This is a genomic window from Methylobacterium sp. UNC378MF (genome assembly GCF_900103195.1).
GTDB lineage: Bacteria > Pseudomonadota > Alphaproteobacteria > Rhizobiales > Beijerinckiaceae > Methylobacterium.
The window spans coordinates 35,075-61,242 of the sequence record NZ_FMWU01000034.1; the positions used below are offsets into that span (position 1 = coordinate 35,075).

The following is a 26,168-nucleotide window of genomic DNA, read 5'->3' on the forward strand; positions in this document are numbered from 1 at the left end:
CGTCTCGGACATCCGGACCGAAAGAGACCGCAAGGGCTTGTTCATCGTGACACGACGTCCACCAGCAAGTTGTCCGACGTTCCGCCTGGCCGGGATGGTGTCCGGGCTCGCGATGCTGGCAGCCATGCCGGCCTCCGCCGAGACCCTGGAGAGCGCCCTCGCGAAGGCCTATCAGGGCAACCCATCCTTGAATGCCGGTCGCGCCGGGGTGCGCGCGATCGACGAGAACGTGGCGATCGCGCAGTCCGGCTACCGGCCGACCGTCAGCGTCAACGCCGCGATCGGCGTCCAGTACCTTCAAACGCGCTCCTCCAGCAGCGTCGCGTCCGCGGGCACCGCCAGCACGGCGGCCACCAGCGGCGCCTCTTCCCTCGGAACGACAGGCGGCGGCCTTGGAACGGCAGGCGGCGCGACAACCGGCGTCGGGACGACGGGGGTTGGGACCACGGGTATCGGAACCACGGGCGTCGGGACCACGAGCGTCGGGACCACGGGTACCGGAACATCCGGGTCCGGAGCGGGCGGTGGGGGCCTGTCCGAGGGCGCCACGTCCGACATCGCCAGCCAGGTGATCACCTCCAAGCGGACGACGCGCACCACCTACCTGCCCAGCTCTGCCAGCCTGAACGTCACGCAGACGATCTTCAACGGCTTCCAGACCGACAATCAGGTCCGCCGGGCCGAGTCGCAGGTCTACAGCCAGCGCGAGAGCCTGCGCTTCACCGAGCTGACCGTGCTCTACAACGCCGTTCAGGCATACATGAACGTGCTCAGCAACACGGCCACGCTGGAGCTGAACCGGAACAACGTCGAAGTTCTGGAAGAACAACTCCGCCAGACGCGGGACCGGTTCAACGTCGGTGAGGTGACCCGCACCGACGTCGCGCAGGCCGAGGCGCGGCTGGCCGGCGCGCGCTCGCAGGTGAGCACCGCCGAGTCCAACCTGCGCACGAGCATCGGCGTCTACCGGCAGAATATCGGCGTCGAGCCGCGCCAGCTCGCGCCGGGTCGGCCGCTGGACCGGTTCGTGCCGCGCAATCTCGACGCGGCCATCGCCATCGGCCTGAGCGAGCATCCGCAGGTCGTTTCGGCCGTCCACAATGTCGATTCGTACGAAGCCCAGGTGAAGGTGCTGGAAGGTCAGCTCGCTCCGCAGCTCAGCCTGCAGGGCTCCCTCAGCCAGCTCTACGATCAGAACGGCCCGAATCAGAGCTTCTTCGTTGGCTTCGTCGGCGGCCGGCTCTCCATCCCGATCTATGAGGGCGGCCAGACCTACGCGCAGATCCGGCAGGCCAAGGAATCGGTGGGCCAGGCCCGAATCCAGGTCGACCAGATCCGGGATCAGGTCCGCGCCCAGATCGTCGATTTCTGGGGCCGGCTGGAGGCCGCCAAGGCGCAGGTCATCGCCGCCCAGGCCCAGGTCCAGGCCAACGAGGTGGCGCTGAACGGCGTGCGCGAGGAGGCCCGCGTCGGCCAGCGCACGACCCTCGACGTGCTCAACGCGCAGCAGGAACTGCTGAACTCCCGCGTGAGCCTCATCGTCGCCCAGCGTGACCGCGTGATCTTCTCATACGGCGTGGTTCAGGCGATCGGACAACTGACCGCCCGCTTCACGGCGCTCCCGGTCGAATATTACAGCGCCAAGGTCCACTACGATCAAGTCAAGGACCTGTGGTTCGGCCTGCGCACGCCGGACGGTCGCTGAGGGCTTTTCCACGGGGAGTGTGTTGCGGGCGCGCTTGCCGCCATGAAACGGCATGGAATACTGATTGAACATCGATCCATTCGGATCGCTTTCCAGTCTCCCATGCCCGAGTGCGCCTGCCTATGAGTGCAGCAAGCCCCAAGATCCCGGACACGAAACTCCAGGACAAGGCTGCCGATAAGGCGCACGAGCCTTCGATGGAAGAGATCCTCGCCTCGATCCGGAGGATCATCGCCGACGATCAGGCGGCCAAGCCGGCCGATGTTCCGGCCCCTGCCCCGGAGCCCGAGGACGTGCTCGACCTCGCGGAGGCCGCCGAGCCTGTGATGCGCCCGCGCATCGTGGAGCCGGAGCCGGAGCCGGAACCTGCTCCGGACCTGCTCGATTTCGATGCGATCGACTTCGAGGACCCGGTCACAGCCGCGCCGGAGCCGGAGCCGGAGCCCGAACCGATCCCGGAGCCGCCTGCCCCGCCGCCCCCGCCCCCGGAGCCCGTGCTCCAGGTCGTGCGCGCGCCGGAGCCGGGGCCGGAGGCGCTGGTCTCCCCGGCGACCGATGCCAGCGTCAGCGGCGCGTTCAACCTGCTGGCCCATACGGTGCTGACGCAGAACGCCCGGACGCTGGAGGATCTCGTCAAGGAGATGCTCCGGCCGATGCTGAAAACCTGGCTCGACGACAACCTTCCGGCCGTAGTCGAGCGGCTGGTGCGCGCCGAGATCGAGCGGGTCTCACGCGGGCGCTGAGCCGGCAGCCTGGGTACGGCGGCCGCGGGTCGCCGTCCGCGTGTTGACGGGAGCGGCGTGACGGTCGAAAGCGGGGCCAATCCCGTTTGGACAAGCGCCGGCCCGTACCCGCGATGATGGACAAGACCTTCGAGCCCGCCTCCGTCGAGGCGCGGATCTCCGCCGCCTGGGTCGAGGCGGACGCCTTCCGTGCCGGCCGCCCCGAACGCGCCGGGGCTCCGCCCTACTGCATCGTGATCCCGCCGCCGAACGTGACGGGCTCGCTCCACATGGGGCATGCCCTCAACAACACGCTGCAGGACATCCTCTGCCGCTTCGAGCGCATGCGCGGCAAGGACGTGCTCTGGCAGCCCGGCACAGACCATGCCGGCATCGCCACCCAGATGGTGGTCGAGCGGCGGATGATGGAGCGCCAGGAGCCCGGCCGCCGCGAGATCGGCCGCGCGGCCTTCGTCGAGAAGGTCTGGGCCTGGAAGGCGGAATCCGGCGGTGCGATCGTCAATCAGCTGAAGCGTCTGGGTGCCTCCTGCGACTGGTCCCGCGAGCGCTTCACCATGGACGAGGGCCTGAGCCGGGCCGTCCTGAAGACCTTCGTCGACCTGCACCGGCAGGGCCTGATCTACCGCGACAAGCGGCTGGTGAACTGGGATCCGAAGTTCCAGACCGCGATCTCGGACCTGGAGGTCCAGCAGATCGAGACGAAGGGCCATCTCTGGCACTTCGACTACCCGGTGGTGGACGAGGCGGGCACCGAGACCGGCACCGTCATCACGGTCGCGACCACGCGCCCCGAGACGATGCTGGGCGATACCGGCGTTGCGGTCCATCCCGAGGACGAGCGCTACACGGCACTCGTCGGCAAGCGCGTGCGCCTGCCGCTGGTCGGCCGCCTGATCCCGATCGTGGCCGACACCTACTCGGATCCCGAGAAGGGCACGGGCGCGGTCAAGATCACCCCCGCCCACGACTTCAACGACTTCGACGTCGGCCGCCGCCACGGACTCGGCCTGATCAACGTCCTCGACCCCGAGGGCCGGATGCTGCTCGACGGCAATGCCGATTTCCTCGACGGCGTCGCGCCCGAGGCGGAGGCCCTGGCGCTCCACGGGCTCGACCGGGCGCAGGCCCGCAAGGAGGTCGTCGCGCTGATGGAGGCGCGCGGGCGCCTGCGCGCGATCGAGCCGAACACGCACGCGGTCCCGCACGGCGACCGCTCGGGCGTGGTCATCGAGCCCTACCTGACCGATCAGTGGTACGTGAACGTCAAGCCGCTCGCGGAGCGCGCCCTCCAGGCGGTGCGCGACGGGCAGACCAAGTTCGTGCCCGAGAACTACGAGAAGATCTTCTTCCAGTGGCTCACCAACATCGAGCCGTGGTGTATCTCGCGCCAGCTCTGGTGGGGCCACCAGATCCCGGTCTGGTACGACGAGGCGGGCGGCATCTTCGTCGCCGAGAGCGAGGAAGAGGCGCTGGCCGCGGCCGCGGCGCAGCACGGCCGGCCGGTCACGCTCACCCGCGACGAGGACGTCCTCGACACGTGGTTCTCCTCGGCGCTCTGGCCGTTCTCGACCCTCGGCTGGCCGGACGCGACCCCGGAGCTCGCCCGCTACTATCCGACCAACACCCTGGTGACCGGCAAGGACATCCTGTTCTTCTGGGTCGCCCGAATGATGATGATGGGCCTGCACCTCACCGACCGGGCGCCCTTCGACACGGTCTACCTGCACACCCTGGTGCGGGACGCGTCGGGCGCGAAGATGTCGAAGTCGAAGGGCAACGTCGTCGACCCGCTCGAGCTGATCGATCAGGTCGGCGCAGACGCCCTGCGCTTCACCCTCTGCGCGCTCGCCGTCCAGGGCCGCGACATCAAGCTGTCCACCGATCGCGTCCAGGGTTACCGCAACTTCGCGACCAAGCTCTGGAACGCCGCCCGCTTCGCCGAGCTGAACGGCTGCGGCCTCGATCCGGCCTTCGATCCGCGTTCGGCCACCGGGGCGATCAATCGCTGGGCTCTGACCGAGGCGGCCCGCGCGGTCGAAGAGGTCACGGGCGCCCTCGAGGCCTTCCGCTTCAACGACGCGGCTGCGGCCGCCTACCGCTTCGTCTGGAACATCTTCTGCGACTGGTATCTCGAACTCGCCAAGCCCGTGCTCCAGGGTGAGAGCGTCGATCCCATGATCAAGGCGGAGACGCAGGCGAGCGTGGCGTTCCTGATCGATCAGGTCGCCAAGCTGTTGCATCCGTTCATGCCCTTCCTCACGGAGGAGCTGTGGGCGATCAAGGGCGCCGACCGGCCGGAGCGCGGCCTGCTGACCCTGGCCTCCTGGCCGGAACTCGGCGGCCTCGCCGACGCGGCCGCGGAGGCCGAGGTCGGGTTCGTGGTCGATCTGGTCAGCCAGATCCGCTCGGCGCGGTCTGAGACCAATGTCCCCGCCGCGGCGCAGATCCCGCTGGTGATGGTCGGCGCCGCACCTGAGGTCCGCGCGCGGGTCGAGGCGTGGCATGACACGCTCCTGCGCCTCGCCCGGCTGTCGGAGATCACCTTCGCGGACACGCCGCCGAAGAACTCGGTCCAGCTCCTGGTGCGCGGCAGCGTCGCCGCGCTGCCGCTGGAGGGCGTGGTCGACCTCGCCGCCGAGGTCGCGCGCCTGAAGAAGGAGCAGGGCAAGGCGCAGGGCGAGATCAAGAAGATCGACGCCAAGCTCGGCAACGCCGACTTCGTGTCCCGTGCGCCCGAGGAGATCATCGAGGAGAACCGGGAGCGTCGCGAGAGCGAGGCGGCGCGGCTGGTGAAGATCGAGGAGGCCCTGGCCCGGCTCAGCGGGGACTGAGCGCCGGTTCACGGCACCTCTGAAGCTGCGCCCCGATCCTGAGGTGCCGGAGCAAGGCTCCTCAGGATGCGGGTGGGTGTGCCATCACCGTCGGGGCGCGCCCGGCGTCGGGCGGTCACACGGGGGCCGGATCGGGGCGCAGCCGCTGACGGCGGTCGCGCCGGCGTCGATGTCTCCTGTCCGGGAAGCCGAGATCACCGGCGGGTACCGAGGGTACCGGTGAAGGCCTTGGGGGTCCCCCAGCTCGCGGACGACGTGTCGATCGGGCTCCAGAAGCCTTCCCGCGACGCGCCGTGGGGATGCGTAGAATAGTCCGGCGGGACATACCCTCCCGCCTGGTTCCAATGCCCGGGCTTCAGGTTGGTCACCGCACGGTCCGCACGCCCGTCATCGTAGCGGCGCGTATCGATGTCGTACATCTTCCTGGAAACGCCGCGCGCTGCGTGATCTGTTACGATGGAATTTGCGTCAAAGTAGTCACGGTAGTCCGTGTAGGACTCGACCGCCATCGCGCCGACAGTCGACCCGAAGAAGATGGCGGCCGCCAACAGCGTCTTCATCGCACCCCCTCCACCCAGACATTGGCCTCTGGCAGCACCGGGATTTGCGCCGGCCTGCCGAACTGAGCGGGATTGTAGGCAGACTCTGGGGAAGCGCGGTGCCGGACGGCACAAGCCTGGGCCTTTCCCACGTCGCAGAGGGCGGACGCGGCCGGTCGACGGAAGGCGGCCGTCAGAACCGCGATGGCGCTCGGCGACCATCCGGCCACCTGTCCGAACCGTAATGTGACCGCCACTCCTGGGTCAGGGGCCATTCCCTAGACAGATCCCATCGACCGCCGCGTGAGCCGGCGTCGTCCCGATCAGTCCCGAGAGGTTTCAGATCCCCATGACCGAGACCCGTCCCTCAGCCCGCACCTCGCGCCGTGCCCTCGCCTCCGTGGCCGCCGCCGCGCTGATCGCCGGCGGCGCCATCGGCAGCGGATACCTGCCGACTGCCACCCCGGCCTATGCGCAGGCTCTCCCCAAGTCGCCGATCGAGGCCCCCGAGCATCCGCCGGGCTCGTTCGCCGGCATCGTCAACAAGGTCAAGCCGGGTGTCGTCTCGGTGAAGGTGAAGCTCGACGACTCGGCGAGCAGCGACGACGAGGACGGTCCGAGCCAGGGTCGCAACCTCCAGAACGTACCGCCGCAGCTGCGTGAGTTCTTCAAGCGCTTCGGCCAGAATGGTCCCGGCGGCATGCAGCCCCAGCACCAGGGCCCGCGCGGCGCGGTCGGCTCCGGCTTCATCATCTCGGCTGACGGCTATGTGGTCACCAACAACCACGTCGTCGACCATGCGAAGACCGTGCAGGTGACGCTCGACGACGGCCGCACCCTCGACGCGAAGGTCATCGGCAAGGATTCCAAGACCGACGTCGCCCTGCTGAAGATCACCGAGGGCTCGAACTTCCCCTACGTGCAGTTCGGCAAGGCCGCGCCGCAAGTCGGCGACTGGGTGGTGGCGATCGGTAACCCGTTCGGCCTCGGCGGCACCGTCACCGCCGGCATCGTCTCGGCCCGCGGCCGCGACATCGGCGCCGGCCCCTACGACGACTTTCTGCAGATCGATGCCCCGATCAACAAGGGCAATTCAGGCGGGCCGACCTTCAACGTCAACGGCGAGGTCGTCGGCGTGAACACCGCCATCGCGTCTCCCTCGGGCGGCAGCGTCGGCCTCGCCTTCGCCATCCCCGCCGAGACCGTGCAGGCGGTGGTCGACCAGCTCCGCACCGACGGCAAGGTCGCCCGCGGCTATCTGGGCGTCCAGATCCAGCCCGTGACCCAGGACATCGCCGAGGGTCTCGGCCTCGACAAGGCCAAGGGCGCTCTCGTCGACCACGCCGAGAACGGCACTCCGGCGGCCAAGGCCGGCCTGAAGGCGGGCGACGTGATCGAGAAGGTCAACGGCGACACGGTGGACAGCGCCCGCGAGCTGTCGCGCAAGATCGCCGGTCTGAAGCCCGGCGCCAAGGTCGAGCTGAGCTACCTGCGCGGCGGCAAGTCCGACACCGCGACGGTGACGCTGGGCGCGATGCCGTCCGACGGTACCAAGGTGGCAAGCCGTGACGAGGATTCCAGCAACGGTCAGCCGCGGCTCGGCCTGCAGCTCGCACCGGCCGGCGATGTCGGCCTATCGGATCAGGGCGTCGCGGTGGTGCAGGTCGATCCGGACGGACCGGCGGCCGCCAAGGGCATCGAGGCGGGCGACGTGATCCTCGACGTCGGCGGCCAGAGCGTGTCCCGTCCGGCGGATGTCGCGACGCAGATCCGGGCGGCCGAGTCGAGCGGACGCAAGGCCGTGCTGATGCGGGTGAAGAGCGGTAAGGGCCAGACCCGGTTCGTGGCGGTCTCGCTCAACAAGGCCGGCTGAGGCTGGCTCCTCCCGGCGCGGGGCCCCTCCCCGCGCCGTCTCGTGGTGACCTCCGACTGGCGCCGGCCGAACAGGCCGGCGTTTTTGTGGGCGGACACGGACCGCCTGTGCGAACGCGGCGGCGTCTCAGCACTCCGGAACCGGGATCCCCAAACCCGGCCCGAGCCGGGCCCGACACCGTCCGAGCGCCGCGAAGGCGGCATTCGAATCCCGGGCGAGGCGCATCAGGTCTCCCAGCCGCGCCCGGCCCCGCGCGAAGGCGAAGAACACCGCGGCGATGTCGGGCTCGCCGTCCGGCGTGAGCGCCGAAGCCGCGAAGGCCGGCAGGGCCTGGTCGGCCGGATCGCAGATCACGCGCACGGCCGCGAAGGGCAGGCCGTGCCGGCCCGCGAAGGACGCGGCCACGTGCGATTCCATGTCGACCGCCGCGGCGCCGGTGGTGGTCCGCAGGTCCGTCTTGCCGTCGACCGCGAGCACCGCGGTGTCGACGCCCGCCAGATCCGCCGGGATCACCCGCGGCCCGACGCCGGACAGGAGGTTGAGGAGCGTCGCCGACAGGTCGAGATCGGCGGCGCGACGGCCCTCCTCGCTCACCACGCCGGTGCCGACCACGACGTCGCCGGGCTTGAGCGACGGATCGAGGCCGCCCGCGATCCCGAAGCTGATCACCGCCCGGCAGGCGGGCGGCACGCGGGCCTCGAGGATCTGACGGAGCCGGTGGGGATTGCCGCCGGCTCCCACCGCCTCGACCCCCTCCCCTGCCGCCATGCGACGCTCGCGGGCGAGGCCGGTGACGGCCAGGACGGGTGCAGCGGGATCGATCATGGCGCGCTGGTGGACCAGTCCGGCGAGGTCCGCAAGCAGGCGCGATCGCCGGGGCGGAGTCGCGGGCGGATCCGGCGCCGGGAGCGGCTTGTCCGGTCCCGCAGGATCGCTGTCTGAGATAGCCACGTGTCGGGTACCGGGGCTCGCGAAGCGGCGTTCGGGACGGTCGAGCGCGCTGCGATCCGGCGGGGCGGAGCCGGCCCTGCGGACCGGCCCCAGAACGTCACAGGACGTCACATGCCGAACTGGACGCGCCGGCTGTTGCCACGCTTCAGGTTGCGGTAGCGGGCCATGGCCCAGAGGGGGAAGAACTTCGGGTAGCCGTGGTAGCGCAGGTAGAACACCCGCGGGAAGCCGGTGGCGGTGTAGCGCTCCTCTTTCCAGAACCCGTCCGCACCCTGCGTGCGGGTCAGGAAGTTGATGCCCCGGGTCACGGCTGGGTCGTCGACCGCACCGGCCGCCATCAGCGCGAGCAGCGCCCAGGCGGTCTGCGAGGCCGTGGACGAGCCCGCCTCGAAGGCCGGGTCGATCTTGTACGAGGAGGCATCCTCGCCCCAGCCGCCATCCGGGTTCTGGATGCGGATCAGCCAGTTCACGGCCCGCTGGATGCGGGGATCGGCGGAATCGACACCCGCGGCGTTGAGGGCGCAGAGCACCGACCACGTGCCATAGATGAAGTTCATGCCCCAGCGGCCGTACCAGGAGCCGTCCTCCTCCTGGTCGTTCAGGAGGTAGTTGACGCCGCGGTCCAGCGCCCGGGAGGTCTCCCGGGTCTCGCCGAGCTGGGCCAGCATCCCGACCACGCGGGCGGTCACGTCCGCGGTCGGCGGATCGAGCAGCGCGCCGTGATCCGAGAACGGGATGTGGTTGAGATACATGTGGTTGTTGTCGGCGTCGAACGCCGCCCAGCCGCCATCCTCCGACTGCAGCCCCTCGACCCATTCGCGGGCGCGGGCGATCGAGGCCTTGTAGTCCGGCATGCCGGCGACCAGCCCGTGCTGGTGCATGGCCCGGTCCATCGCCATCACCACCACGGCGGTGTCGTCGAGGTCGGGGTAATGGGCGTTGGCGTACTGGAACGCCCAGCCGCCCGGCCGGACCTTCGGCTTGCGGGCCGCCCAGTCACCCACGATGTCGAGCACCTGACGGGGCTTCAGCCAGTCGAGCCCGGCGCGGGCCTGGGCCTCGGCCTCGGGGCCGCCGGCCTCGAGCAGCGCGTGGCTCGCGAGCGCCGTGTCCCAGACCGGCGAGACGCAGGGCTGGACATAGGCCTCGTCGGCTTTCTCGACGACAAGCTTCTCGATGGCGTCGCAGGCGACGCGGACCTGCGGATGATCGGGCCGGTAGCCCATCACCTCGTACATCAGCACCGAATTGACCATGGCGGGGAAGATCGCCCCCAGGCCATCCTCGCCGTTCAGGCGCTCGCTGACCCAGGCGCGGGCCTTCTCCATGGCGCGCTGCCGGCGCTTGCGCGGCATGTGGTTCTCGACCCGCTGCAGCACCCGGTCGATGAAGCCGAAGATCGGCGTCCACGGCCACGTGGCATGCGGGGAACCGGGCCAGGAGCGCACGCTCTCGGGCGGCGTCACGAACAGCTCCTGCACGCTGACGCCGCGCGGGTTTCGGGCCCGGGGCTTGGTCGCCTGGAGCACGAACAGCGGCACCACGGTGGTGCGGGCCCAATAGCTGATCTTGTCGAGGTGGAACGGGAACCACTTCGGCAGGAACATCACCTCGACGGGCATCACCGGCACGGCACGCCAGGGCACCTCGCCGTAGAGGGCCAGCATGAAGCGGGTGAACACGTTGGCATTGGCCGCGCCGCCGCGGGACAGGATGCCCTCGCGCGCCCGGCGCATGTGCGGCGCCTCGATATCGTCGCCGATCATCTTGAGGGCGAAATACGCCTTGACCGTGCAGCTCATGTCGAACGGCCCCTCGTGGACGAGGGCCCAGCCGCCATGCCGGCCCTGGGTGCGCCGGAGGTAGTTGCCGATCTTGGCCTCGAGGTCGCCGGGGACCTGCGTGCCGCGGAAATGGTGGAACAGGATGTACTCGGACGGAATCGTCGCATCCGCCTCGAGCTCGAAGCAGATATGCCCGTCGTCATGCGCCAGGGCGGTCAGCGCGCGCGTCGCCTGGGCCACGCCGCGCTCGACATCCTCGAGCGAGATCCCCTGCGTCTTCGAGCGCTGCAGCGCCTCGACTTTGCTTACGGCCTCTCTCATAGTCCTCGCCTCGAACGACCGCCTCGCGGCGGACGCCATGCCTCAAGCTGCGCCGCGCGCCCAGGTTCCGGCACGCACGGCAGATCCCGCACGCAAGGAACGTGCGGCCGTCTGACCCGAGCGGATCGCTCCCTCGATCGTCGACGGCAGGCCGGTCGCGGTCCAGTCGCCTGCCAGGACGAGATTTTCGTAGGCGGTTTCAGCCTTCGCGCGCCGCGCGGCTTCCGCCGGGGTCGCCGCAAAGGTTGCACGCTTCTCCTTTACGATCTGCCAGCTGGGCAGGTCCGGTGCAAGGTTGCACAACTGTGTGATCTCGGCCCAGATCTGCCGGGCGAGGTCTTCGCGAGGTACGTCGAGAAGCCGATCGGCGCCGCTGATCGTCACCGAATACCGGTCCGGATAGGCGAAAAGCCACTCTGTCAGGCTGTTGACCACGCCGAGGACGAGGGGGCTTCCGGGCTTCGGCACCATCGCGAAATGCGCGTTCACGATGGAGCGGAATTCCGTCGGGGCGAGGAGACCGGGCAACACTTCCCGGGCTACCCAGGGCGGCAGCGCCAGCACGACGCCGTCCTCCGGGCCGAGGCTCTCGGCGCCGTCGGAGAAGACGAGCTGCCCGACCCGGCCGTCGGCGAACTCGAGCGCGCGCAGGCGACGGCCGAGGCGGATTTCGCAGCCGCGGGCCGTGAGATAGCGAATCGCCGGGTCGACGAAGGCGTAGGACAGGCCTTCGACGGCGACGAGCGGCCGGCAGGCCTTCCCGCCGGCGCCCAGGGTCTCGCGCAGGATCCGCGCCGCCAGCCCGACATCGCTGTCGCGGGGCTCGGTGTTGAGGGCGGCCAGCAGAACCGGATGCCAGAGGCGCCGGTAGAGCGTGCCTTCGCAGGCCATGTGGGCGCCGATGGTCCCGCCCGCACCTTCGGCCTTGCCGGAAGCCGCGCGCAGGATGCCGAGGGGCGCCAGGTAGTCCCGCGCCCGGGTCCCGGGGACGCGGCGCGCCGGGCTCATCACCCACCAGGGCAGCCGCCCGGCATTGGGGCGCAGCCGCCAGCGCTCGCCGGTCTTCAGGTCGGCGAAATCGAACTCCGCCACGTCCGGACCGACCAGGGCGTCGGCCGGCGCGCCGATGGTCCTGAGGAAGCTCAGGGAATCGGCATTGCCGGACAGCAGCAGGTGGTTGCCGTTGTCGATCGTCAGGCCGAGGGCCGGATCGTAATACGAGCGGCAGCGGCCGCCGGCCTGCTTGGCGGCCTCGTGCAGAACAACCCGGGCCCCGGATTCCGCGAGAGCGACGGCCGCGGAGAGGCCGGCCAGGCCGGCGCCGACGACGTGAACGGTGCCCATCAGATCAGGCCGTGCCGGAGGACGACGCCCAGCAGCGCGAGTTTGCCGGGCTTCACCCGGGCGCGGGGCATTGCCCAGCCGCGTTCGAGAACCGCCTTCAGGTAGAGGTGATAGGCCGCCGCCATCAGCCGGGCGGCCTTGGTCGCCTTGCGGGGGCTGCGCCGGATGATCTCCCAGGTCGCCTGATAATGGTCCTCAGCCTCGCGGGCGAGGGAGATGCAGACCTCGCCGATGCGCGGGTGGCTGATCGCCTGGACCGGCGTCGGGTCGGTGAGGCCGATCGCCTGGAGCTTCTCGCGCGGCAGGTAGAGGCGGCCGCGCTCGGCATCCTCGTCGATGTCGCGCAGGATGTTGGTGAGTTGGAGTGCGCGGCCCTGGTGCCACGCCAGCCGGATGCCGTCCGCCTCCGGCATGCCGAAGATCCGCACCGACAGCCGGCCGACCGCGCTCGCGACCCGGTCGCAATAGAGGTCGAGGGTCTCGGCGTCGGGCGCGACGATGTCCGCGACGGCGTCCATGGCCATGCCGTCGATGACCGCCTGGAAATCCTCGCGCTTCAGGCCGAAGCGGCGCACGGGCTCCACGAGGTCGCGCACGCGCGGGGCCGGGCGGCCGGCATAGAGCGCATCGATATCGGCCCGCCAGCGGTCGAGCTCGACCTGCCGGACGGCCCGGGTCCCGCCGTCGTCGGCGACGTCGTCGACGGCGCGGCAGAAGGCGTAGACGGCGTACATCGCCTCCCGACGCTCCTTCGGCAGCAGGCGCATCGCCGTGTAGAAGGAAGAGCCGGCGGCGGGCAGGGCCGGAGCGGCGCTCTCTTGGTCCTGGGCGGGCGAGGCGGTGGCAGTCACGAGCGGATTCCTTGAGCCGCGGCCCGGACGGTCCGCCCGCGGAAGGGCCGACGCGCCAGGGTGGCGGCGACGCCGCCCAGCGCCGTCAGGGCGAAGGCGGCCTTGCCGTGGTGGACCTTCTCCGAGAGCGGGTCGCGCTCCAGCAGGCCACGGCTCAGCACCACGGCGAGCCGGTGGATCGCGGCGATCTCCAGCGACAGGCGCAGGTCGTCGATCAGGTCCGGCAGGACCGCGCCCTCGTCGAGCAGGTCCAGGCATCTCTGCGCCAGCTCACGGATGACGGCCCGGAGCTGGGGCGGCGCCTTGGCCTCACCCAGCATCGCCACGGTGGCGCCGTGGCGGTCGAGGCAATCCTGCGGGAGGTAGACCCGGTCGAGGGCGGCGTAATCCTTGCCGCAATCCTGAAGGTGATTGATCACCTGGAGCGCCGCACAGATCGCGTCGGAGGCCCTGTAAACCCGCGCCGGATCCTCGCCGTGCACGTCGAGAACGAAGCGCCCCACCGGCATGGCCGAGTAGCGGCAGTAATGGATCAGCTCGTCCCAATCCGCGTAGCGGCTCTTGTGCGCGTCCATGCGGAACGCGTCGAGGAGTTCCAGGGCGTGCCGCGGCGGCAGGCCCCGGCCGGCGAGCTCGCGCTTCAGCGGCTCCGCCTCGGGATCGGACGGGCCGGCGCCGGTGAGCGCATCCGCCAGCTGATCGAGGAGCGCGATCTTGCGCTCGGGCGACAGCGCGGCATGGTCGGCCACGTCGTCGCCGGCGCGGACGAAGTTGTAGAATGCCAGGATCGCACCCCGATGGCGCCGGTGGATCAGGTGCGAGGCGACGGGGAAGTTCTCGTCCTGATGCCCCTTGCCGGAGCGCGTCGCGGTGGCGGATTCGGGGGTGCTCATGCGAGGTAGCCCGCTTCTCGGAACCACGTGATCGCGTCGGACAGCCCCTCGCGATAGGGCCGCGCCGTGTAGCCGAGCTCGGCGCGCGCCTTCCGGTCCGAGAAGAACATCCGGTAGCGCGACATGCGGATGCCGTCGATCGTCGCGAAGGGCTGCTTGCCGGTGACCCGCGCGGCGAGCTGCGCGAAGAACGCCACCGGGTAGACGGCGGCCCGCGGCAGGCTCACGGTCGGTGGCTTGCGCCCGACCATGCCGGCGATGTCGGCGAGCATCTGCGACAGGAACACGTCCTCGCCGCCGAGGATGTAGCGCTCGCCGATCCGCCCCTTGCGGAGCGCCAGGAGGTGACCGTAAGCCACGTCATCCACGTGGGCGAGGTTGAGGCCGGTATCGACGAAGGCCGGCATCTTGCCGAGCGCGGCCTCTTGGATGATCCGCCCGGTGGGCGTCGGCTTGACGTCGCGCGGGCCGATCGGCGTCGACGGGTTGACGATCACCGCCTGCAGCCCGTCGCGGGCGACCATCTCCTCGACCACCCGCTCGGCCACGACCTTGCTGCGCTTGTAGGCACCGATCGCGGTCTCGGGCGTCAGCGGCATGGTCTCGTCGGAGGGCGTCACGCCGTCGGCCGGCGGCTTGATCGTCGCGACGCTCGACGTGTAGACGACCCGCTCGACACCGGCCTCCAGGGCCGCGCGCATCATGAGGCGCGTGCCGTCGCGGTTGGTGCGGACGATCTCCTCCATGTCCGGTGCCCAGAGCCGGTAATCGGCCGCGGCATGGATCAGGTAGCGCTGCCCGCGCATGGCCGCCGCCACGGCGGCCGGATCGCGCATGTCGCCCTCGGCGATCTCGACATCGGTCCAGGTCAGGTTCCGGCGGGGGCTCGACGCGCGCACGAGGATGCGCACCGGGAAGCCGGCCCGGCGGAAGACGTCGACCAGGGCGGAGCCGAGGAAGCCGCTCGCGCCGGTGATCAGCACGGGACCGACCTCGGACGGGCCGGAAGCTGGGGCCTCTGCCATTACAGATCTGGAGGATTACCAAAACCGGTGCGGCTGGGGGTCCCCGGCCGCGCCGCGCTTGTGTCATCGAACGGCCCGAGCGGCAAGCTTCGGCGGTGCGGGACAGCCCCCGGCGGCGCGGCGCGACCGGGCGCGCCCGCCTCCGCATCGGCCAGGGTTCGGCTCCGAAGCGGGCGGATATGCCGATCCGCGCATGCATCGCCGCCGCCCCGCTCTGTCGTCCTGCGGCTGCGCAGTGGACGGCGGGATCCAGACATCCCGACGCGCAAGATCTTGCGCCGACAATGGTTCTGGATTCCGGGCTTGCCTCCGATGCCCTGGACGACGCTGCGTCATCGGGCATCGAACACCGACACAGGACGGCCGCGCGCTTCGACGACGGGCGCGGCGACCTTGCCAGCTCTGAAAAAACCGACTATGCGCCGCCCCTCGCGTTCGCTCCGGCCGGGGGCTGAACGGACGGTGCCGCTTGCGGCACAGGGCTCTCCCAGATCCCGTCGTCCGGTGTCTCCGCCTTCGATCAACCGCTCGGGCCTGAAAATCGGCTCGAAGGGCTTGGCGCCGACCGTATCGCGAGATGAACCGGCCCGAATCAACCGCCATCCGGCGGCCGGGCTCCTTTTGACGATGAAAGGCCCGACGATGCCTCTCTACGAGCATGTGCTCTTGGCCCGCCAGGACGTGACGTCCCAGCAGGTCGAGACGATGATCGACACCTACAAGGGTGTGATCGAGCAGAACGGTGGCCGTCTCGAGAAGATCGAGATGTGGGGCGTGAAGTCCCTCGCCTACCGGATCAAGAAGAACCGCAAGGCGCATTTCGCGCTCCTCAACATCGACGCCCCGCCGGCCGCCATCGCCGAGATGGAGCGCCAGATGCAGATCTCCGAGGACGTGCTGCGCTTCATGACCATCCGGGTCGAGGAGCTCGATTCCGAGCCGTCCGCCATGATGCAGAAGCGCGACCGCGACGACCGCAAGGATCGCGAGCGCGGCCGTCGTCGCGATGACGAGGGCTTCGGTGGTGGCGGCTTCGGCGGCGACCGGGGTGACCGCGGCGATCGCGGTGATCGCGGCGAGCGCAGCTTCGGCGGGGAGGGCTAACCCATGGCTTTCGGTGCTGGTGCGGGCGGCGGACGCCGTCCCTTCTTCCGTCGTCGCAAGACCTGCCCGTTCTCCGGCGCCAACGCGCCGAAGATCGACTACAAGGACGTCAAGCTCCTGTCCCGCTACGTGTCCGAGCGCGGCAAGATCGTGCCGTCGCGGATCACCGCGGTCTCGGCCAAGAAGCAGCGCGAGCTCGCCCAGGCGATCAAGCGCGCCCGCTTCCTCGGCCTGCTGCCCTACGTGATCAAGTAGGCTCTCGAAACCCGCCGGCCCGGCATCTGCCCGGGCCGGTCCTCGCAGAGGGCGGCTCGCGCCGCCCGATCGTTGGGGCGCATGGTCGCCTCTAACCCTGCCGCAGAGGCAGCGGGACAGCGGATTTCATGGCACAGCATATCGGCATCGGTATCGGCGCGGGCCTCGTCTCGGCACTCCTGTTCGGGGTGCTGCTGAAGGCGACGCCGCTGGCGATCCTGCTCTACCTCGTGGCGCCGCTGCCGATCCTGATCGTCGGTCTCGGCTGGAGCCACAAGGCCGCGCTCGCGGCCGCTGCCGCCGGCAGTCTCGCGCTGATGCTGGCGATCGCCCCCTTCATGGGGCTGGCCTTCGCGGCCTATATCGCGCTGCCCGCCTGGTGGCTCGCCTATCTCACGCTCCTCGGACGCGAGACGCCCGCCGGCCTCGAATGGTACCCGACCGGCCGCCTGCTCGGATGGATCGCCGCCACGGCCGCCCTCGCCTTCATCGCCATCGCGGTCCTGTCCTCGCCGAACCACGCCGCCTTCGACGCGCAGCTGCGCGGCCTGGCCCAGACCCTGGTCCAGACGCGACTGCCCGCCGCCCGCCCGGCCGCCGACGCCCGACCGGCCGACGCGCCGGCGGCCGATGCCGGCCAGGATGGCGCGGCCGCACCCGATCCGGCGCCGCAGGCCGGCACCGATCCGGCCGATGTCACGCGGGCCGAGGTCGCGGATGCCCTCGCCCGGGTGGTCCCGGCCTTCGCGGCGAACGGCCTCGCCCTGCTGCTGGCCTTCTACCTCTGGGCGTCCGCCCGGATCGTGAAGATCTCCGGCCGCCTGCCACGGCCCTGGCCCGACATCCCCTCCACCGCCATGCCGCGCACGGCGCTCGTGGCGGTCGCGGCGGCCGTCGCGATGTGCTTCGCCCCGGGCTATGTCGGCGTGTTCGGCGTCGCGCTCCTCGGCGCGTTCAGTGCGGCCTTCGCGCTTCAGGGGCTCGCCGCCTTCCACGACCGTTCGCGCGGCCGGCCGGGGCGCGGGCTGATGCTGTTCGGCATGTACCTGATCCTGTTCGTGACCCAGGGCATCGCCCTGGTCGCCCTCACCCTGTTCGGCCTTGCCGACACAGCCCTCGACCGCCGACGTCCCAAGGACAATCCGGCGCCGTGAGACCCCGGCCTCAAACGGCCGACCACCTGAAGGAGAAAGACCATGGAAGTGATCCTGCTCGAGCGCGTGGCCAAGCTCGGCCAGATGGGCGAGACCGTGAACGTCCGTCCGGGCTTCGCCCGCAACTTCCTGCTCGCCCGCGGCAAGGCCCTGCGCGCGACGGAAGCCAACAAGAAGCATTTCGAGTCCCAGCGCGCCCAGCTCGAGGCCCGCAACCTCGACCGCAAGAAGGACGCCGAGGCGGTGGCCGAGAAGCTGAACGGCCAGAGCTTCATCCTGATCCGCCAGTCGGGCGAGACCGGCGTGCTCTACGGCTCCGTCTCGACCCGCGACCTCGCCGAGGTCGTCGCGAAGGAGGGCTTCACGGTCGACCGCGGCCAGTTCACCCTGAACCAGCCGATCAAGACGCTGGGCCTGCACACGGTCCCGGTGGTGCTGCACCCCGAGGTTGAGGTCGAGATCACCGTCAACGTCGCCCGCAGCCCCGAGGAGGCCGAGCGTCAGGCCCGCGGCGAGTCGGTCACCGAGCGCGAGGCGTTCAACCTCGACGACCTCGGCCTCGAGGTCGGCATGGCGCTCGCCGATGCCGGCGAGGGTGCCGACGACCGCGGCTGACATGTCGCCGATGGTCCGACCGGCTTCGCGGCCGGTCGGACCTGCGAACCATGAACTGGCCAGGTCCCGGACCAGGCTCAGCTTCGCTCCCGCGGTCCGGGCTCGCAGCGCCGGCGGAACGCGACCCGGGATCCCGCGCATGGCACGCCGGGGCGCAAGTCCGCTCGGCACAGTCCCCAACCCTGTATACCGGTGAACACTGGGGACGAGCGGCCCCGAGACTTGACACGTTCCAGTTTTGTTCCAGCATGGACGCCCGCCCCTCGCGAGAGTCGGCGGGCGTCCGCTTTTCCGCGCCCCGGCCCGGGAGAACCGGCCGTCGGCTAGGCTTCGGTAACCATACCGGGGCCAAGGTCGTGCGGTGTGATCCTGGCGCGCCCGCCGCGGCGCCTGATACGGAGTCGTCCGCCGATGGCCCTGCCCAATGCGCTCACGGCCAAGCTCGAGACCGTGCAGGCCGAGTACCGCGTCGCCCCGCACAACATCGACGCCGAGCAGGCGCTGCTGGGCGCCATCCTGGTGAACAACGACGCCTATTACCGGGTGTCGGACTTCCTGCTGCCCGAGCACTTCATGGAGGATGCCCACCAGCAGATCTTCACGGTGGCGGCGTCGCTGATCAAGGCCGGCAAGCTCGCCACGCCCATCACCATGAAGACCTATCTGGGCGACGCCGATTTCGGCGGCCAGACGGTGATGCAGTACCTCGCCCGGCTGGCCGCCGACGCCACCACGGTGATCAACGCCGGCGAGTACGGCCGCACGATCTACGACCTCGCCATCCGCCGCCGGCTGATCACCATCGGCGAGGATCTGGTGAACGGCGCCTACGAGGCACCCGTGGAGGAATCGCCCCGGGACCAGATCGAGCACACCGAGCGGCGGCTCTACGAACTGGCCGAGGCCGGGCGCTACGACGGCGGCTTCCAGAAATTCTCGGACGCGCTCACCGCCGCGGTCGACATGGCCGCCAAGGCCTACCAGCGCGACGGCAAGCTCTCGGGCATCGCCACCGGCCTGTCCGACCTCGACAACAAGCTGGGCGGCCTTCAGCCCTCCGATCTGATCATCCTCGCGGGGCGCCCGGCCATGGGCAAGACCTCGCTGGTGACCAACATCGCCTTCAACATCGCCAAGGCCTATCGCGGCGAGAAGCAGCCCGACGGCGTCACCAAGACGGTCAATGGCGGCATCGTGGGCTTCTTCTCCCTCGAAATGTCGGCCGAGCAGCTCGCGACCCGTATCATCGCCGAGCAATCGGGCGTCCCCTCCTACAAGATCCGCCGCGGCGACATTCGCCCGGAGGACTTCTACAAGATCACCGACGCCGCCCGGGACATGCAGACGATCCCGTTCTACATCGACCAGACCGGCGGCATCTCGATCGCGCAGCTCGCCGCCCGCGCCCGACGCCTGAAGCGGCAGAAGGGCCTCGACCTGCTGATCGTCGACTATCTCCAGCTCCTCTCGGGCTCCGGCAAGCGCAGCGACAACCGCGTGCAGGAGATGACCGAGATCACAACCGGGATGAAGGCTTTGGCCAAGGAGTTGGCTGTGCCGATCATCGGCCTGTCCCAGCTCTCCCGTCAGGTCGAGAGCCGCGACGACAAGCGACCGCAGCTCTCGGACCTGCGCGAATCGGGCTCGATCGAGCAGGACGCCGACGTGGTGATGTTCGTGTTCCGCGAGGAATATTACGTCGGCAACAAGAAGCCCCGCGAAGGCACGGAGGAGTTCTTCGCCTGGGAAGCCGAGATGCAGCGCGTCCACGGCAAGGCCGAGGTGATCATCGGCAAGCAGCGTCACGGTCCGACCGGGACGGTGGAGCTGCAGTTCGACGCCAACATCACCCGGTTCTCGAATCTCGCGCAGACGGATCGGATCCCCGAGCAGATGTGACGGCGCGGGGCGCCCGCGGTTCAGGTCTCGGAACAGTGTGTCGGCCGTCCTGATCGCCGAGCATCCGCGTGCGAACCATCGCCAAGCCCGGCCGTTGTGGGAGGACGAGTGTCCCGCCGCGGCAGGAGCGACGATGAGCGAGCCGACCCCTCCGAAGATGCCCTACTGGCACGTCTACACCGACGCGGAGGGGGTGAGCCGCCAGGCGCTGTTCCACCTCGAGCGCTTCAAGTTCGAGGGGATCAACCCTGAGACTGCGCCCCAATGGAACGACAAGATGGATCCGGCGCCCTCGGTCGTGACCTTCACGGTCCTGCCGGTGGGCTGGGTCGGCGAGTGGCACGAGAACCCGCGGCCGCAATGGATCGCCATCCTCTCGGGCCGCTGGTTCGTCGAGACCATGGACGGCCACCGGGTCGAGATGGGTCCGGGCGAGCTGATGATGGGCGAGGACCAGAACACGAAGGTGCGCGACGGCAAGAAGGGCCATCTCTCCGGCACGGTCGGCGACGAGCCCTGCACGATGATCGTGACCGGCCTGCGGGTCGAGCCGACGGTGAACCGGCCCGGGCGCTTCAAGTAGGCGTCGGCCGATGGACGGTTTCGAACTCACGCAGCCGCGCTTCAAGGGCTACGTCCTGCCGAACGCGCCGCTGCAGAAGCTCGCCGAGGGTTTCCGCTGGACGGAAGGTCCGGTCTGGTTCGGCGACCGCGACGAGCTGCTGTTCTCGGACCTGCCCAACAACCGAGTGATGCGCTGGTCGGACTCGGCCGGCCTCAGCGTCTACCGGGAGGCGGGCGACTTCGAGAACGGCCACGCCCGCGACCGGCAGGGACGGATGCTGTCCTGCTCGCATCGCGGCCGGCGCATCCACCGCACCGAACTCGACGGCCGTATCACCGGCCTGGTCGAGCGCTACCAGGGGCGGAGGCTGAACTCGCCCAACGACATCGTCTGCAAGTCGGACGGGACGATCTGGTTCTCGGATCCGCCCTACGGAATCCAGACCGACTACGAGGGCGGCAAGCAGGAATCCGAGCTGCCCGCCGCCGTCTACCGCTTCGACCCCCGCGACGGCTCGCTCCGGGTGGTGGCCGACGATTTCCAGGGACCGAACGGGCTCTGCTTCTCGCCCGACGAGCGCAGGCTCTACATCGTCGAGACCGGGCTGCAATTCGACACCGACCCCCTCCAGCACGTGCGCGTGTTCGACGTGGCCGACGACGGCAGCCTGTCCGGCGGCGCGGTGTTCTGCACGATCGCGCCGGGCAACGCCGACGGCATCCGGTGCGACGAGCACGGCAATGTCTGGTCGAGCGCCGGGGACGGCGTCCACTGCATCGACCCAGGCGGCGAGCTGGTCGGCAAGATCCTCGTGCCCGCGACGGTCGCCAACCTCACCTTCGGCGGCCGCAACAACAGCCGCCTGTTCCTGTGCGCCTCGCAGGCGCTCTACGCGATCTACGTGAACGTGCGGGGGGCACCGCTCCTGTGAGCGGCGTGCAGGCCCTCGTCGGGTTCGGCCGCACCGTCGCGGACCTCGCCGTCACCGAGGCCTTCTACCGGGAAGGACTGGGCTTCGCGCGGGTCGCCCCGCCTGAACCCGTGCCCGCCTGGCAGGCGGACGCGATGGGGCTGGCGGACCGGCGCGCCACGCAGCTGCGCATGCGCCTCGGCGGGCAGACCGTGACCTTCCTGGCGGTGGATCCGCCCGGCGCACCCTACCCGGGCGATCCCGCGGCGACGGACCCGTTCTTCCAGCATCTCGCGATCCCGGTCCGCGACATGGAGGCCGCGATGGCACAGCTGTCGCGGCTTGCCCCGTCCCCCATCAGTCGCGGCGGTGCCCAGCGCCTGCCCGCCTCCACGGGCGGTGTGACCGCCTTCAAGTTCCGCGACCCCGACGGTCATCCGCTGGAGCTGATCTTCTTTCCGGACGGTGTGCCGGCTGCCCGTTGGCGCGATGCACCGGGCCTGTTTCTGGGTATCGATCACTCGGCGATCACCGTCGCCGATCTTGACGCCGCCCTTGCCTTCCTGATCGGCCCTCTCGGACTGACGCTGGCGGCGCGCGGCCTGAATCAGGGTCCGGAGCAGGCGCGCCTCGACGGTGTCGACGATCCGCAGGTCGATGTGATCGCCCTGGAGCCTCCAGAGCCCGCGCCTCACGTGGAACTGCTGCATTACCGCGTGCCTGCCACAAAGCGCCGGCTTTCAGTCGGCCCGGGTGACCGGTCCGCGACCCGCTACGTCTTCTCCGCGGCCGATATGCAGGGCTTGTCGCGACGCATCCGCGAGACCGGACTGGCTCCGCAGGCCTCGGCCGATGGCACGGTGATCTATTGCGCCGGGCCGGACGGACACGGCTTCCTGTTCGTGCGGGACCAGGGCCTCCGTTCCGACGGGCTGCCCCGGGCTTGACGCGTCGCCCCTCCGGTGTCCAATCCGGCCGCCCCGGAGGTGAGATAGATGCCGTTCCTCGCCCTGCCCTTTCCGGCCATCGATCCGGTGGCGCTCGCGATCGGTCCGATCACGATCAAATGGTACGCGCTCGCCTATATCGCCGGCCTGATCGGCGGCTGGTACTATGCGCGCCGCCTCGTCATGGCCGACAGCCTCTGGGGTGTGGTGAAACGCCCGCAGGTCGCGGATATCGACGATCTCGTCGTCTGGGTGGCACTCGGCGTCGTGCTCGGCGGCCGGATCGGCTACGTGCTGTTCTACAATCTCCCCATGTACATCTCCGATCCGATGGAGATCCTGGCGATCCGCAACGGCGGCATGTCGTTCCATGGCGGCTTCATCGGGGCGATCCTGGCCTTCCTGCTGTTCGCCCGCGGCAAGAGCCTCAACGGCTACACGCTCCTCGATATCGGCGCCGTGGTCGTGCCGATCGGCCTGTTCTTCGGGCGGATCGCCAATTTCGTGAACGGCGAGCTCTGGGGCCGCGTGGCGCCCGACTTCCCCTACGCCATCGTGTTTCCGAGCGGCGGCCCCTTGCCGCGCCACCCGAGCCAGCTCTACGAGGCGGCGACCGAAGGCCTGCTGCTGTTCATCGTGATGGCCGTGAGCGTCCGCCGGTTCGGCTTCCGCAAGCCCGGGCTCCTCGGCGGTATCTTCGTCCTCGGCTACGCCCTCGCCCGGACCTTCTGCGAGTTCTTCCGCGAGCCGGATCGCCAGCTCGGCTTCCTGTTCGGTGACCATCTCGGTCCGATGGGCGGCGGCGTCACCATGGGCATGCTGCTCTGCGTGCCCATGATGATCGTCGGCCTCACCTACATCGTGCTGGCCGGAAGCGGCCGGACACGGCCCCGCCACCCGGTCGAGTCGCCGGCCGCCGCGGCGGACGGCAAGGCGGCCGTCGAGGCGTGACGCCGCTGGGAGCCGAGATCGCGGCGCTGATCCGCCAGAACGGGCCGATCGGCGTCGACCGCTACATGGCCCTCTGCCTTGGCCATCCGATCCACGGCTACTACCGCACCCGCGATCCTCTGGGCGCCCAGGGTGACTTCACCACCGCGCCCGAGATCAGCCAGATGTTCGGGGAGCTGATCGGCGCCTGGAGCGCCTACGTCCACGGGCTGATGGGAGGACCGGATCCGCTCGTCCTGGTGGAGCTGGGACCCGGCCGCGGCACGCTGATGGCGGACGCGCTGCGGGCATTGCGGGCGGCGCTCCCGGAGGTACGCGTGGCGCCGCATCTGGTCGAGACCAGCCCGGTGCTGCGGGAAGCGCAGGAACGCACCCTCGCCGGGACCGGTGCGGTGTGGCACGCGGGCATCGAATCGCTGCCTCCGGGTCCGGCGCTCATCCTGGCCAACGAATTCTTCGATTGCCTGCCGGTGCGCCAGTTCGAGCGCCGTCCGACCGGCTGGCACGAGCGGCAGGTCGGCCTCGCTCGGGACGGCGCTCTCGCCTTCGGCCTGTCGCCGGAGCCGATCCCCGGCCTCGAGGCGGATGGCCCGGATGGCGCGCTGATGAGCGTGCCGACGGCCGGGCTCGCGCTGATGCGCAGCTTGGCCCGGCGGCTGTGCGCCGAAGGAGGTGCCCTTCTGGCCATCGATTACGGCCATGTTCGCCCCGGCTTCGGCGATACGCTCCAGGCGCTGTCGGGGCACCGCTTCACCGATCCGCTGGCCGCGCCCGGCGAGGCGGATCTGACGCATCATGTCGATTTCGCCGCCCTCGCCAAGGCCGCGGAGGCCGAGGGCGCCGCGCGCCACGGGCCGGTCGACCAGGGCGATTTCCTGGCCGCAATCGGCCTCTTCACCCGTGCCGGACGTCTGAAGGCCCGGGCCGATCCGGCGCAATCCGCCGCGATCGACGCGGCCGTCAGCCGCCTCACGGATCCGGGCCGGAGCGGCATGGGCAGTCTGTTCAAGGTGCTGGCGGTGAGCGGCCCGTCGCTAGGGCCGCTCCCGGGATTTGCGGCGCCCTGAGTCGCCGGGCCGGCTCTCGGCCCCGCGCGGGGCGGGAATCGGTCAGCCGAAGGAACCGAAGCCGGAATCGGTCTGGCTGGACGGCCGCGGTGTCGGCGGCGCCGGCGGGTTGGGGTCGTTCGGGTCGAAGGCAGCGGGCTCGCCCGTGACGGGATGGGCGGCCGCAGTCGGGATCCGGGGCTCTTCGGCCTCGGGCGTCTCAGGCAGGGCGTCGGTTTCGATCCCTCGTGACATTGCGATCCTTCTCAAGGCGGAGCCGGATCGGCTCCATACTGCAATGCAGCAAGAATCTGACGCTTGAACGACATCGTCAAGGGACGGCCCTTGCGGTATCGGGGCGCCCCAGGGGCAAGCGAGAGGCCGACCGTGACCGCAGGGATGTTCATCGAGGCGCCGGAACTCTCGGCGCATGCGGGCGTGCGCCACGCCTTCTTCACCCGCGTCGGCGGGGTTTCGGAGGGCCTCTACGCGACTCTCAACGGCGGTCTCGGTTCCCAGGATGCGCCGGAGCGGGTCGCCGAGAACCGGGCGCGGATGTGCGCCCAGCTCGGCCTGATGCCGGATCGGCTCGTGAGCCTGTATCAGGTCCACTCGGCCGACGTGGTCACCGTCGAGGTGCCCTTTGCCGGTCCCGAGCGACCGAAGGCCGACGCCATGGTCACGCGGGTGCCAGGCCTCGCGCTCGGCATCGCCACGGCGGATTGCGGACCGATCCTCTTCGCGGATCCCGAGAACGGGGTGGTCGGCGCCGCCCATGCCGGTTGGAAGGGCGCCCTCACAGGCGTGATCGGCGCAACGGTGACGGCCATGGAGGCGCTCGGCGCGCGACGGAGCCGGATCGTCGCCGTGCTCGGCCCGACGATCGGGCAGGCTTCCTACGAGGTCGGCCCGGATTTCATCGCGCGGTTCCGGAGCGAGGCCCCCGGCCTGGAGCGCTTCCTCGGACCCGGCACGCGGCCGGGACACGCGCAGTTCGACCTGCCGGGTTTCATCCTGGCCCGGCTCGTCGAAGCCGAGGTGGGCGAAGCCAAAGCGCTCAACCTCTGCACCTACGCGGATCCCGAACGATTCTACAGCTATCGGCGGACCACGCATCGCGGCGAGAGCGATTACGGCCGTCTCATCTCCGCCGTGACGCTCGTGCCCTGACGCCGCGGTTCCCGTCGGGACAGGGGGTGCGACACTTTGTCGAGGCGGGACCCGGAAAAAAGCGTAGCCGTAAATGAACCTTGGCCATTCGACCGCGTTGGGGGGTCAAGGTGCCGGGGAAAAACGGCGGGTTGCCATAAGGGGCCGCGTGAGCGGTCGGCGACACCGCGGAGCGAAAAGCAGCCCTGGAACCGCTGGAACACAACCAGATCCGGTTACGCCGCTGTCCGGCCCACGGGCGGCGCGGACCACCAGTGAGGACCAGATCATGAAATCCCTGCTCCGCGTCACCACCGCCCTCGCGGGCGTCGCCTTCGCCGGCTCTGCCTTCGCCGCCGACCTTCCGCGCCGCGCCGCTCCGCCGCCGGTCTTCACCCCCGTCCCGGTCTTCACCTGGACCGGCGCCTATTTCGGTATCAACGCCGGCTACGCCTTCGACGCCAGCGACCGCAACACCGGCAACACCTTCGCGGTGCCCGGCCCCTACGGCGCCCCCGGCACCGTCGCCTCCTTCCGCAACCGCAGCCAGGACGGCTTCTCCGGCGGTGGCCAGATCGGCTACAACTACCAGTTCACCCCGGGCTCGGGTGTCGTGATCGGCTTCGAGGCCGACGCCCAGTACCTCGACTTCGGCCGCAACCGGAACAACGCCTTCGTCTCCGGCGCCGTCGCCCCCGGCTACTACCTCACCG

23 protein-coding genes and 1 pseudogene are annotated in these 26,168 nt (G+C 70.0%); 16 read left to right on the forward strand and 8 right to left on the reverse strand.

From position 1 onward, the window contains the following. The first annotated feature begins 94 nt into the window (after window positions 1–94). The 3 genes from BLT59_RS26350 to BLT59_RS26360 all read left to right on the forward strand — a co-directional run bounded on the left by BLT59_RS26350 (window position 95) and on the right by BLT59_RS26360 (window position 5,279). Window positions 95–1,705, forward strand: a complete 1,611-nt coding sequence (locus BLT59_RS26350) for a TolC family outer membrane protein (protein WP_091787947.1) — start codon at window positions 95–97, stop codon at window positions 1,703–1,705. Between the two features lie 197 nt (window positions 1,706–1,902). After that, window positions 1,903–2,448, forward strand: coding sequence for a PopZ family protein (locus BLT59_RS26355; protein WP_091788008.1), 546 nt, complete (start codon window positions 1,903–1,905; stop codon window positions 2,446–2,448). A 113-nt stretch (window positions 2,449–2,561) separates the two neighbouring features. Further along, the gene (locus BLT59_RS26360; RefSeq protein WP_091787949.1) at window positions 2,562–5,279 is read left to right on the forward strand and encodes a valine--tRNA ligase; all 2,718 of its coding nucleotides are present in this window, start codon (window positions 2,562–2,564) and stop codon (window positions 5,277–5,279) included. Window positions 5,280–5,473: 194 nt separating this feature from the next. Here BLT59_RS26360 and BLT59_RS26365 read toward each other — a convergent pair whose 3' ends face one another. Further along, on the reverse strand, window positions 5,474–5,839 hold the full coding sequence (locus BLT59_RS26365) for a hypothetical protein (protein ID WP_091787951.1): 366 nt from the start codon (window positions 5,837–5,839) through the stop codon (window positions 5,474–5,476). 328 nt (window positions 5,840–6,167) lie between these two features. Between BLT59_RS26365 and BLT59_RS26370 the strand changes: the two genes are divergently transcribed. Then, a complete protein-coding gene (locus BLT59_RS26370) occupies window positions 6,168–7,691 on the forward strand; it encodes a Do family serine endopeptidase (protein ID WP_091787953.1) in 1,524 nt (507 codons plus the stop codon). A gap of 126 nt (window positions 7,692–7,817) precedes the next feature. Here BLT59_RS26370 and BLT59_RS26375 read toward each other — a convergent pair whose 3' ends face one another. The 6 genes from BLT59_RS26375 to hpnA all read right to left on the reverse strand — a co-directional run bounded on the left by BLT59_RS26375 (window position 7,818) and on the right by hpnA (window position 14,860). After that, window positions 7,818–8,516 carry a phosphorylase gene (locus BLT59_RS26375; protein WP_091788011.1) on the reverse strand — a complete coding sequence of 233 codons (699 nt, stop codon included), beginning with the start codon at window positions 8,514–8,516 and terminating at the stop codon, window positions 7,818–7,820. Window positions 8,517–8,749: 233 nt separating this feature from the next. Next, window positions 8,750–10,747: a squalene--hopene cyclase gene (shc, locus tag BLT59_RS26380; RefSeq protein ID WP_091787955.1), complete on the reverse strand. Its 1,998-nt coding sequence runs from the start codon at window positions 10,745–10,747 to the stop codon at window positions 8,750–8,752. 42 nt (window positions 10,748–10,789) lie between these two features. Next, entirely contained in the window at window positions 10,790–12,091 is a 1,302-nt protein-coding gene (gene hpnE / locus BLT59_RS26385) for a hydroxysqualene dehydroxylase HpnE (RefSeq protein WP_091787957.1), read from the reverse strand. Then, window positions 12,091–12,942 carry a presqualene diphosphate synthase HpnD gene (hpnD, locus tag BLT59_RS26390; RefSeq protein WP_091787959.1) on the reverse strand — a complete coding sequence of 284 codons (852 nt, stop codon included), beginning with the start codon at window positions 12,940–12,942 and terminating at the stop codon, window positions 12,091–12,093. Before hpnD ends, hpnE begins: the two co-directional genes overlap by 1 nt. After that, entirely contained in the window at window positions 12,939–13,835 is an 897-nt protein-coding gene (gene hpnC / locus BLT59_RS26395; RefSeq protein WP_091787961.1) for a squalene synthase HpnC, read from the reverse strand. The genes hpnD and hpnC overlap by 4 nt, the downstream gene beginning before the upstream one ends. Next, a complete protein-coding gene (gene hpnA / locus BLT59_RS26400; protein WP_091787964.1) occupies window positions 13,832–14,860 on the reverse strand; it encodes a hopanoid-associated sugar epimerase in 1,029 nt (342 codons plus the stop codon). Before hpnA ends, hpnC begins: the two co-directional genes overlap by 4 nt. Before the next feature lie 642 nt (window positions 14,861–15,502). Here hpnA and rpsF point away from each other — a divergent pair. The 10 genes from rpsF (at window position 15,503) to BLT59_RS26450 (ending at window position 24,327) form a co-directional block, all read left to right on the forward strand. Next, complete coding sequence (gene rpsF / locus BLT59_RS26405; RefSeq protein ID WP_020090632.1) at window positions 15,503–15,964, forward strand: 30S ribosomal protein S6; 462 nt, start codon at window positions 15,503–15,505, stop codon at window positions 15,962–15,964. Between the two features lie 3 nt (window positions 15,965–15,967). Then, entirely contained in the window at window positions 15,968–16,219 is a 252-nt protein-coding gene (gene rpsR, locus BLT59_RS26410) for a 30S ribosomal protein S18 (protein WP_007561044.1), read from the forward strand. A gap of 128 nt (window positions 16,220–16,347) precedes the next feature. After that, window positions 16,348–17,373: a DUF2232 domain-containing protein gene (locus BLT59_RS26415; protein WP_091787967.1), complete on the forward strand. Its 1,026-nt coding sequence runs from the start codon at window positions 16,348–16,350 to the stop codon at window positions 17,371–17,373. Between the two features lie 42 nt (window positions 17,374–17,415). Continuing rightward, the gene (gene rplI, locus BLT59_RS26420; protein WP_091787970.1) at window positions 17,416–17,988 is read left to right on the forward strand and encodes a 50S ribosomal protein L9; all 573 of its coding nucleotides are present in this window, start codon (window positions 17,416–17,418) and stop codon (window positions 17,986–17,988) included. 411 nt (window positions 17,989–18,399) lie between these two features. Further along, the gene (locus BLT59_RS26425; RefSeq protein WP_091787973.1) at window positions 18,400–19,887 is read left to right on the forward strand and encodes a replicative DNA helicase; all 1,488 of its coding nucleotides are present in this window, start codon (window positions 18,400–18,402) and stop codon (window positions 19,885–19,887) included. 133 nt (window positions 19,888–20,020) lie between these two features. Then, window positions 20,021–20,470, forward strand: a complete 450-nt coding sequence (locus BLT59_RS26430; RefSeq protein WP_091787976.1) for a cupin domain-containing protein — start codon at window positions 20,021–20,023, stop codon at window positions 20,468–20,470. 10 nt (window positions 20,471–20,480) lie between these two features. Then, window positions 20,481–21,383 carry an SMP-30/gluconolactonase/LRE family protein gene (locus tag BLT59_RS26435; RefSeq protein WP_091787979.1) on the forward strand — a complete coding sequence of 301 codons (903 nt, stop codon included), beginning with the start codon at window positions 20,481–20,483 and terminating at the stop codon, window positions 21,381–21,383. Between the two features lie 5 nt (window positions 21,384–21,388). Next, window positions 21,389–22,309, forward strand: a complete 921-nt coding sequence (locus BLT59_RS26440; protein WP_244514157.1) for a VOC family protein — start codon at window positions 21,389–21,391, stop codon at window positions 22,307–22,309. A 48-nt stretch (window positions 22,310–22,357) separates the two neighbouring features. Next, window positions 22,358–23,260 (forward strand): prolipoprotein diacylglyceryl transferase, encoded by a 903-nt coding sequence (gene lgt, locus BLT59_RS26445; protein WP_091787985.1) that lies wholly within the window; start codon window positions 22,358–22,360, stop codon window positions 23,258–23,260. Then, complete coding sequence (locus tag BLT59_RS26450) at window positions 23,257–24,327, forward strand: class I SAM-dependent methyltransferase (RefSeq protein ID WP_091787988.1); 1,071 nt, start codon at window positions 23,257–23,259, stop codon at window positions 24,325–24,327. Before lgt ends, BLT59_RS26450 begins: the two co-directional genes overlap by 4 nt. A 42-nt stretch (window positions 24,328–24,369) precedes the next feature. On the opposite strand, the gene BLT59_RS26455 is transcribed toward BLT59_RS26450, so the two are convergent. Then, entirely contained in the window at window positions 24,370–24,561 is a 192-nt protein-coding gene (locus BLT59_RS26455; protein WP_091787991.1) for a fibronectin-attachment protein (FAP), read from the reverse strand. A 144-nt stretch (window positions 24,562–24,705) separates the two neighbouring features. On the opposite strand from BLT59_RS26455, the gene pgeF reads away from it, so the two are divergent. Together pgeF and BLT59_RS26465 are read left to right on the forward strand one after the other, a co-directional pair. Continuing rightward, entirely contained in the window at window positions 24,706–25,476 is a 771-nt protein-coding gene (gene pgeF / locus BLT59_RS26460; protein ID WP_091787994.1) for a peptidoglycan editing factor PgeF, read from the forward strand. Between the two features lie 268 nt (window positions 25,477–25,744). Then, window positions 25,745–26,168: pseudogene (locus BLT59_RS26465) on the forward strand (porin family protein); the annotation flags it as partial.

Coding starts and splice junctions, on each gene's coding strand:
- BLT59_RS26430 (WP_091787976.1), top strand. CDS start 20,021: ATGAGCGAGCCGACCCCTCCGAAGATGCCCTACTGGCACGTCTACACC.
- BLT59_RS26455 (WP_091787991.1), bottom strand. CDS start 24,561: ATGTCACGAGGGATCGAAACCGACGCCCTGCCTGAGACGCCCGAGGCC.
- BLT59_RS26355 (WP_091788008.1), top strand. CDS start 1,903: ATGGAAGAGATCCTCGCCTCGATCCGGAGGATCATCGCCGACGATCAG.
- rpsF (WP_020090632.1), top strand. CDS start 15,503: ATGCCTCTCTACGAGCATGTGCTCTTGGCCCGCCAGGACGTGACGTCC.
- BLT59_RS26425 (WP_091787973.1), top strand. CDS start 18,400: ATGGCCCTGCCCAATGCGCTCACGGCCAAGCTCGAGACCGTGCAGGCC.
- rpsR (WP_007561044.1), top strand. CDS start 15,968: ATGGCTTTCGGTGCTGGTGCGGGCGGCGGACGCCGTCCCTTCTTCCGT.
- hpnE (WP_091787957.1), bottom strand. CDS start 12,091: ATGGGCACCGTTCACGTCGTCGGCGCCGGCCTGGCCGGCCTCTCCGCG.
- BLT59_RS26360 (WP_091787949.1), top strand. CDS start 2,562: ATGATGGACAAGACCTTCGAGCCCGCCTCCGTCGAGGCGCGGATCTCC.
- rplI (WP_091787970.1), top strand. CDS start 17,416: ATGGAAGTGATCCTGCTCGAGCGCGTGGCCAAGCTCGGCCAGATGGGC.
- BLT59_RS26370 (WP_091787953.1), top strand. CDS start 6,168: ATGACCGAGACCCGTCCCTCAGCCCGCACCTCGCGCCGTGCCCTCGCC.
- shc (WP_091787955.1), bottom strand. CDS start 10,747: ATGAGAGAGGCCGTAAGCAAAGTCGAGGCGCTGCAGCGCTCGAAGACG.
- BLT59_RS26435 (WP_091787979.1), top strand. CDS start 20,481: ATGGACGGTTTCGAACTCACGCAGCCGCGCTTCAAGGGCTACGTCCTG.
- BLT59_RS26365 (WP_091787951.1), bottom strand. CDS start 5,839: ATGAAGACGCTGTTGGCGGCCGCCATCTTCTTCGGGTCGACTGTCGGC.
- lgt (WP_091787985.1), top strand. CDS start 22,358: ATGCCGTTCCTCGCCCTGCCCTTTCCGGCCATCGATCCGGTGGCGCTC.
- BLT59_RS26350 (WP_091787947.1), top strand. CDS start 95: ATGGTGTCCGGGCTCGCGATGCTGGCAGCCATGCCGGCCTCCGCCGAG.
- hpnC (WP_091787961.1), bottom strand. CDS start 13,835: ATGAGCACCCCCGAATCCGCCACCGCGACGCGCTCCGGCAAGGGGCAT.
- BLT59_RS26415 (WP_091787967.1), top strand. CDS start 16,348: ATGGCACAGCATATCGGCATCGGTATCGGCGCGGGCCTCGTCTCGGCA.
- hpnA (WP_091787964.1), bottom strand. CDS start 14,860: ATGGCAGAGGCCCCAGCTTCCGGCCCGTCCGAGGTCGGTCCCGTGCTG.
- BLT59_RS26375 (WP_091788011.1), bottom strand. CDS start 8,516: ATGATCGATCCCGCTGCACCCGTCCTGGCCGTCACCGGCCTCGCCCGC.
- pgeF (WP_091787994.1), top strand. CDS start 24,706: ATGTTCATCGAGGCGCCGGAACTCTCGGCGCATGCGGGCGTGCGCCAC.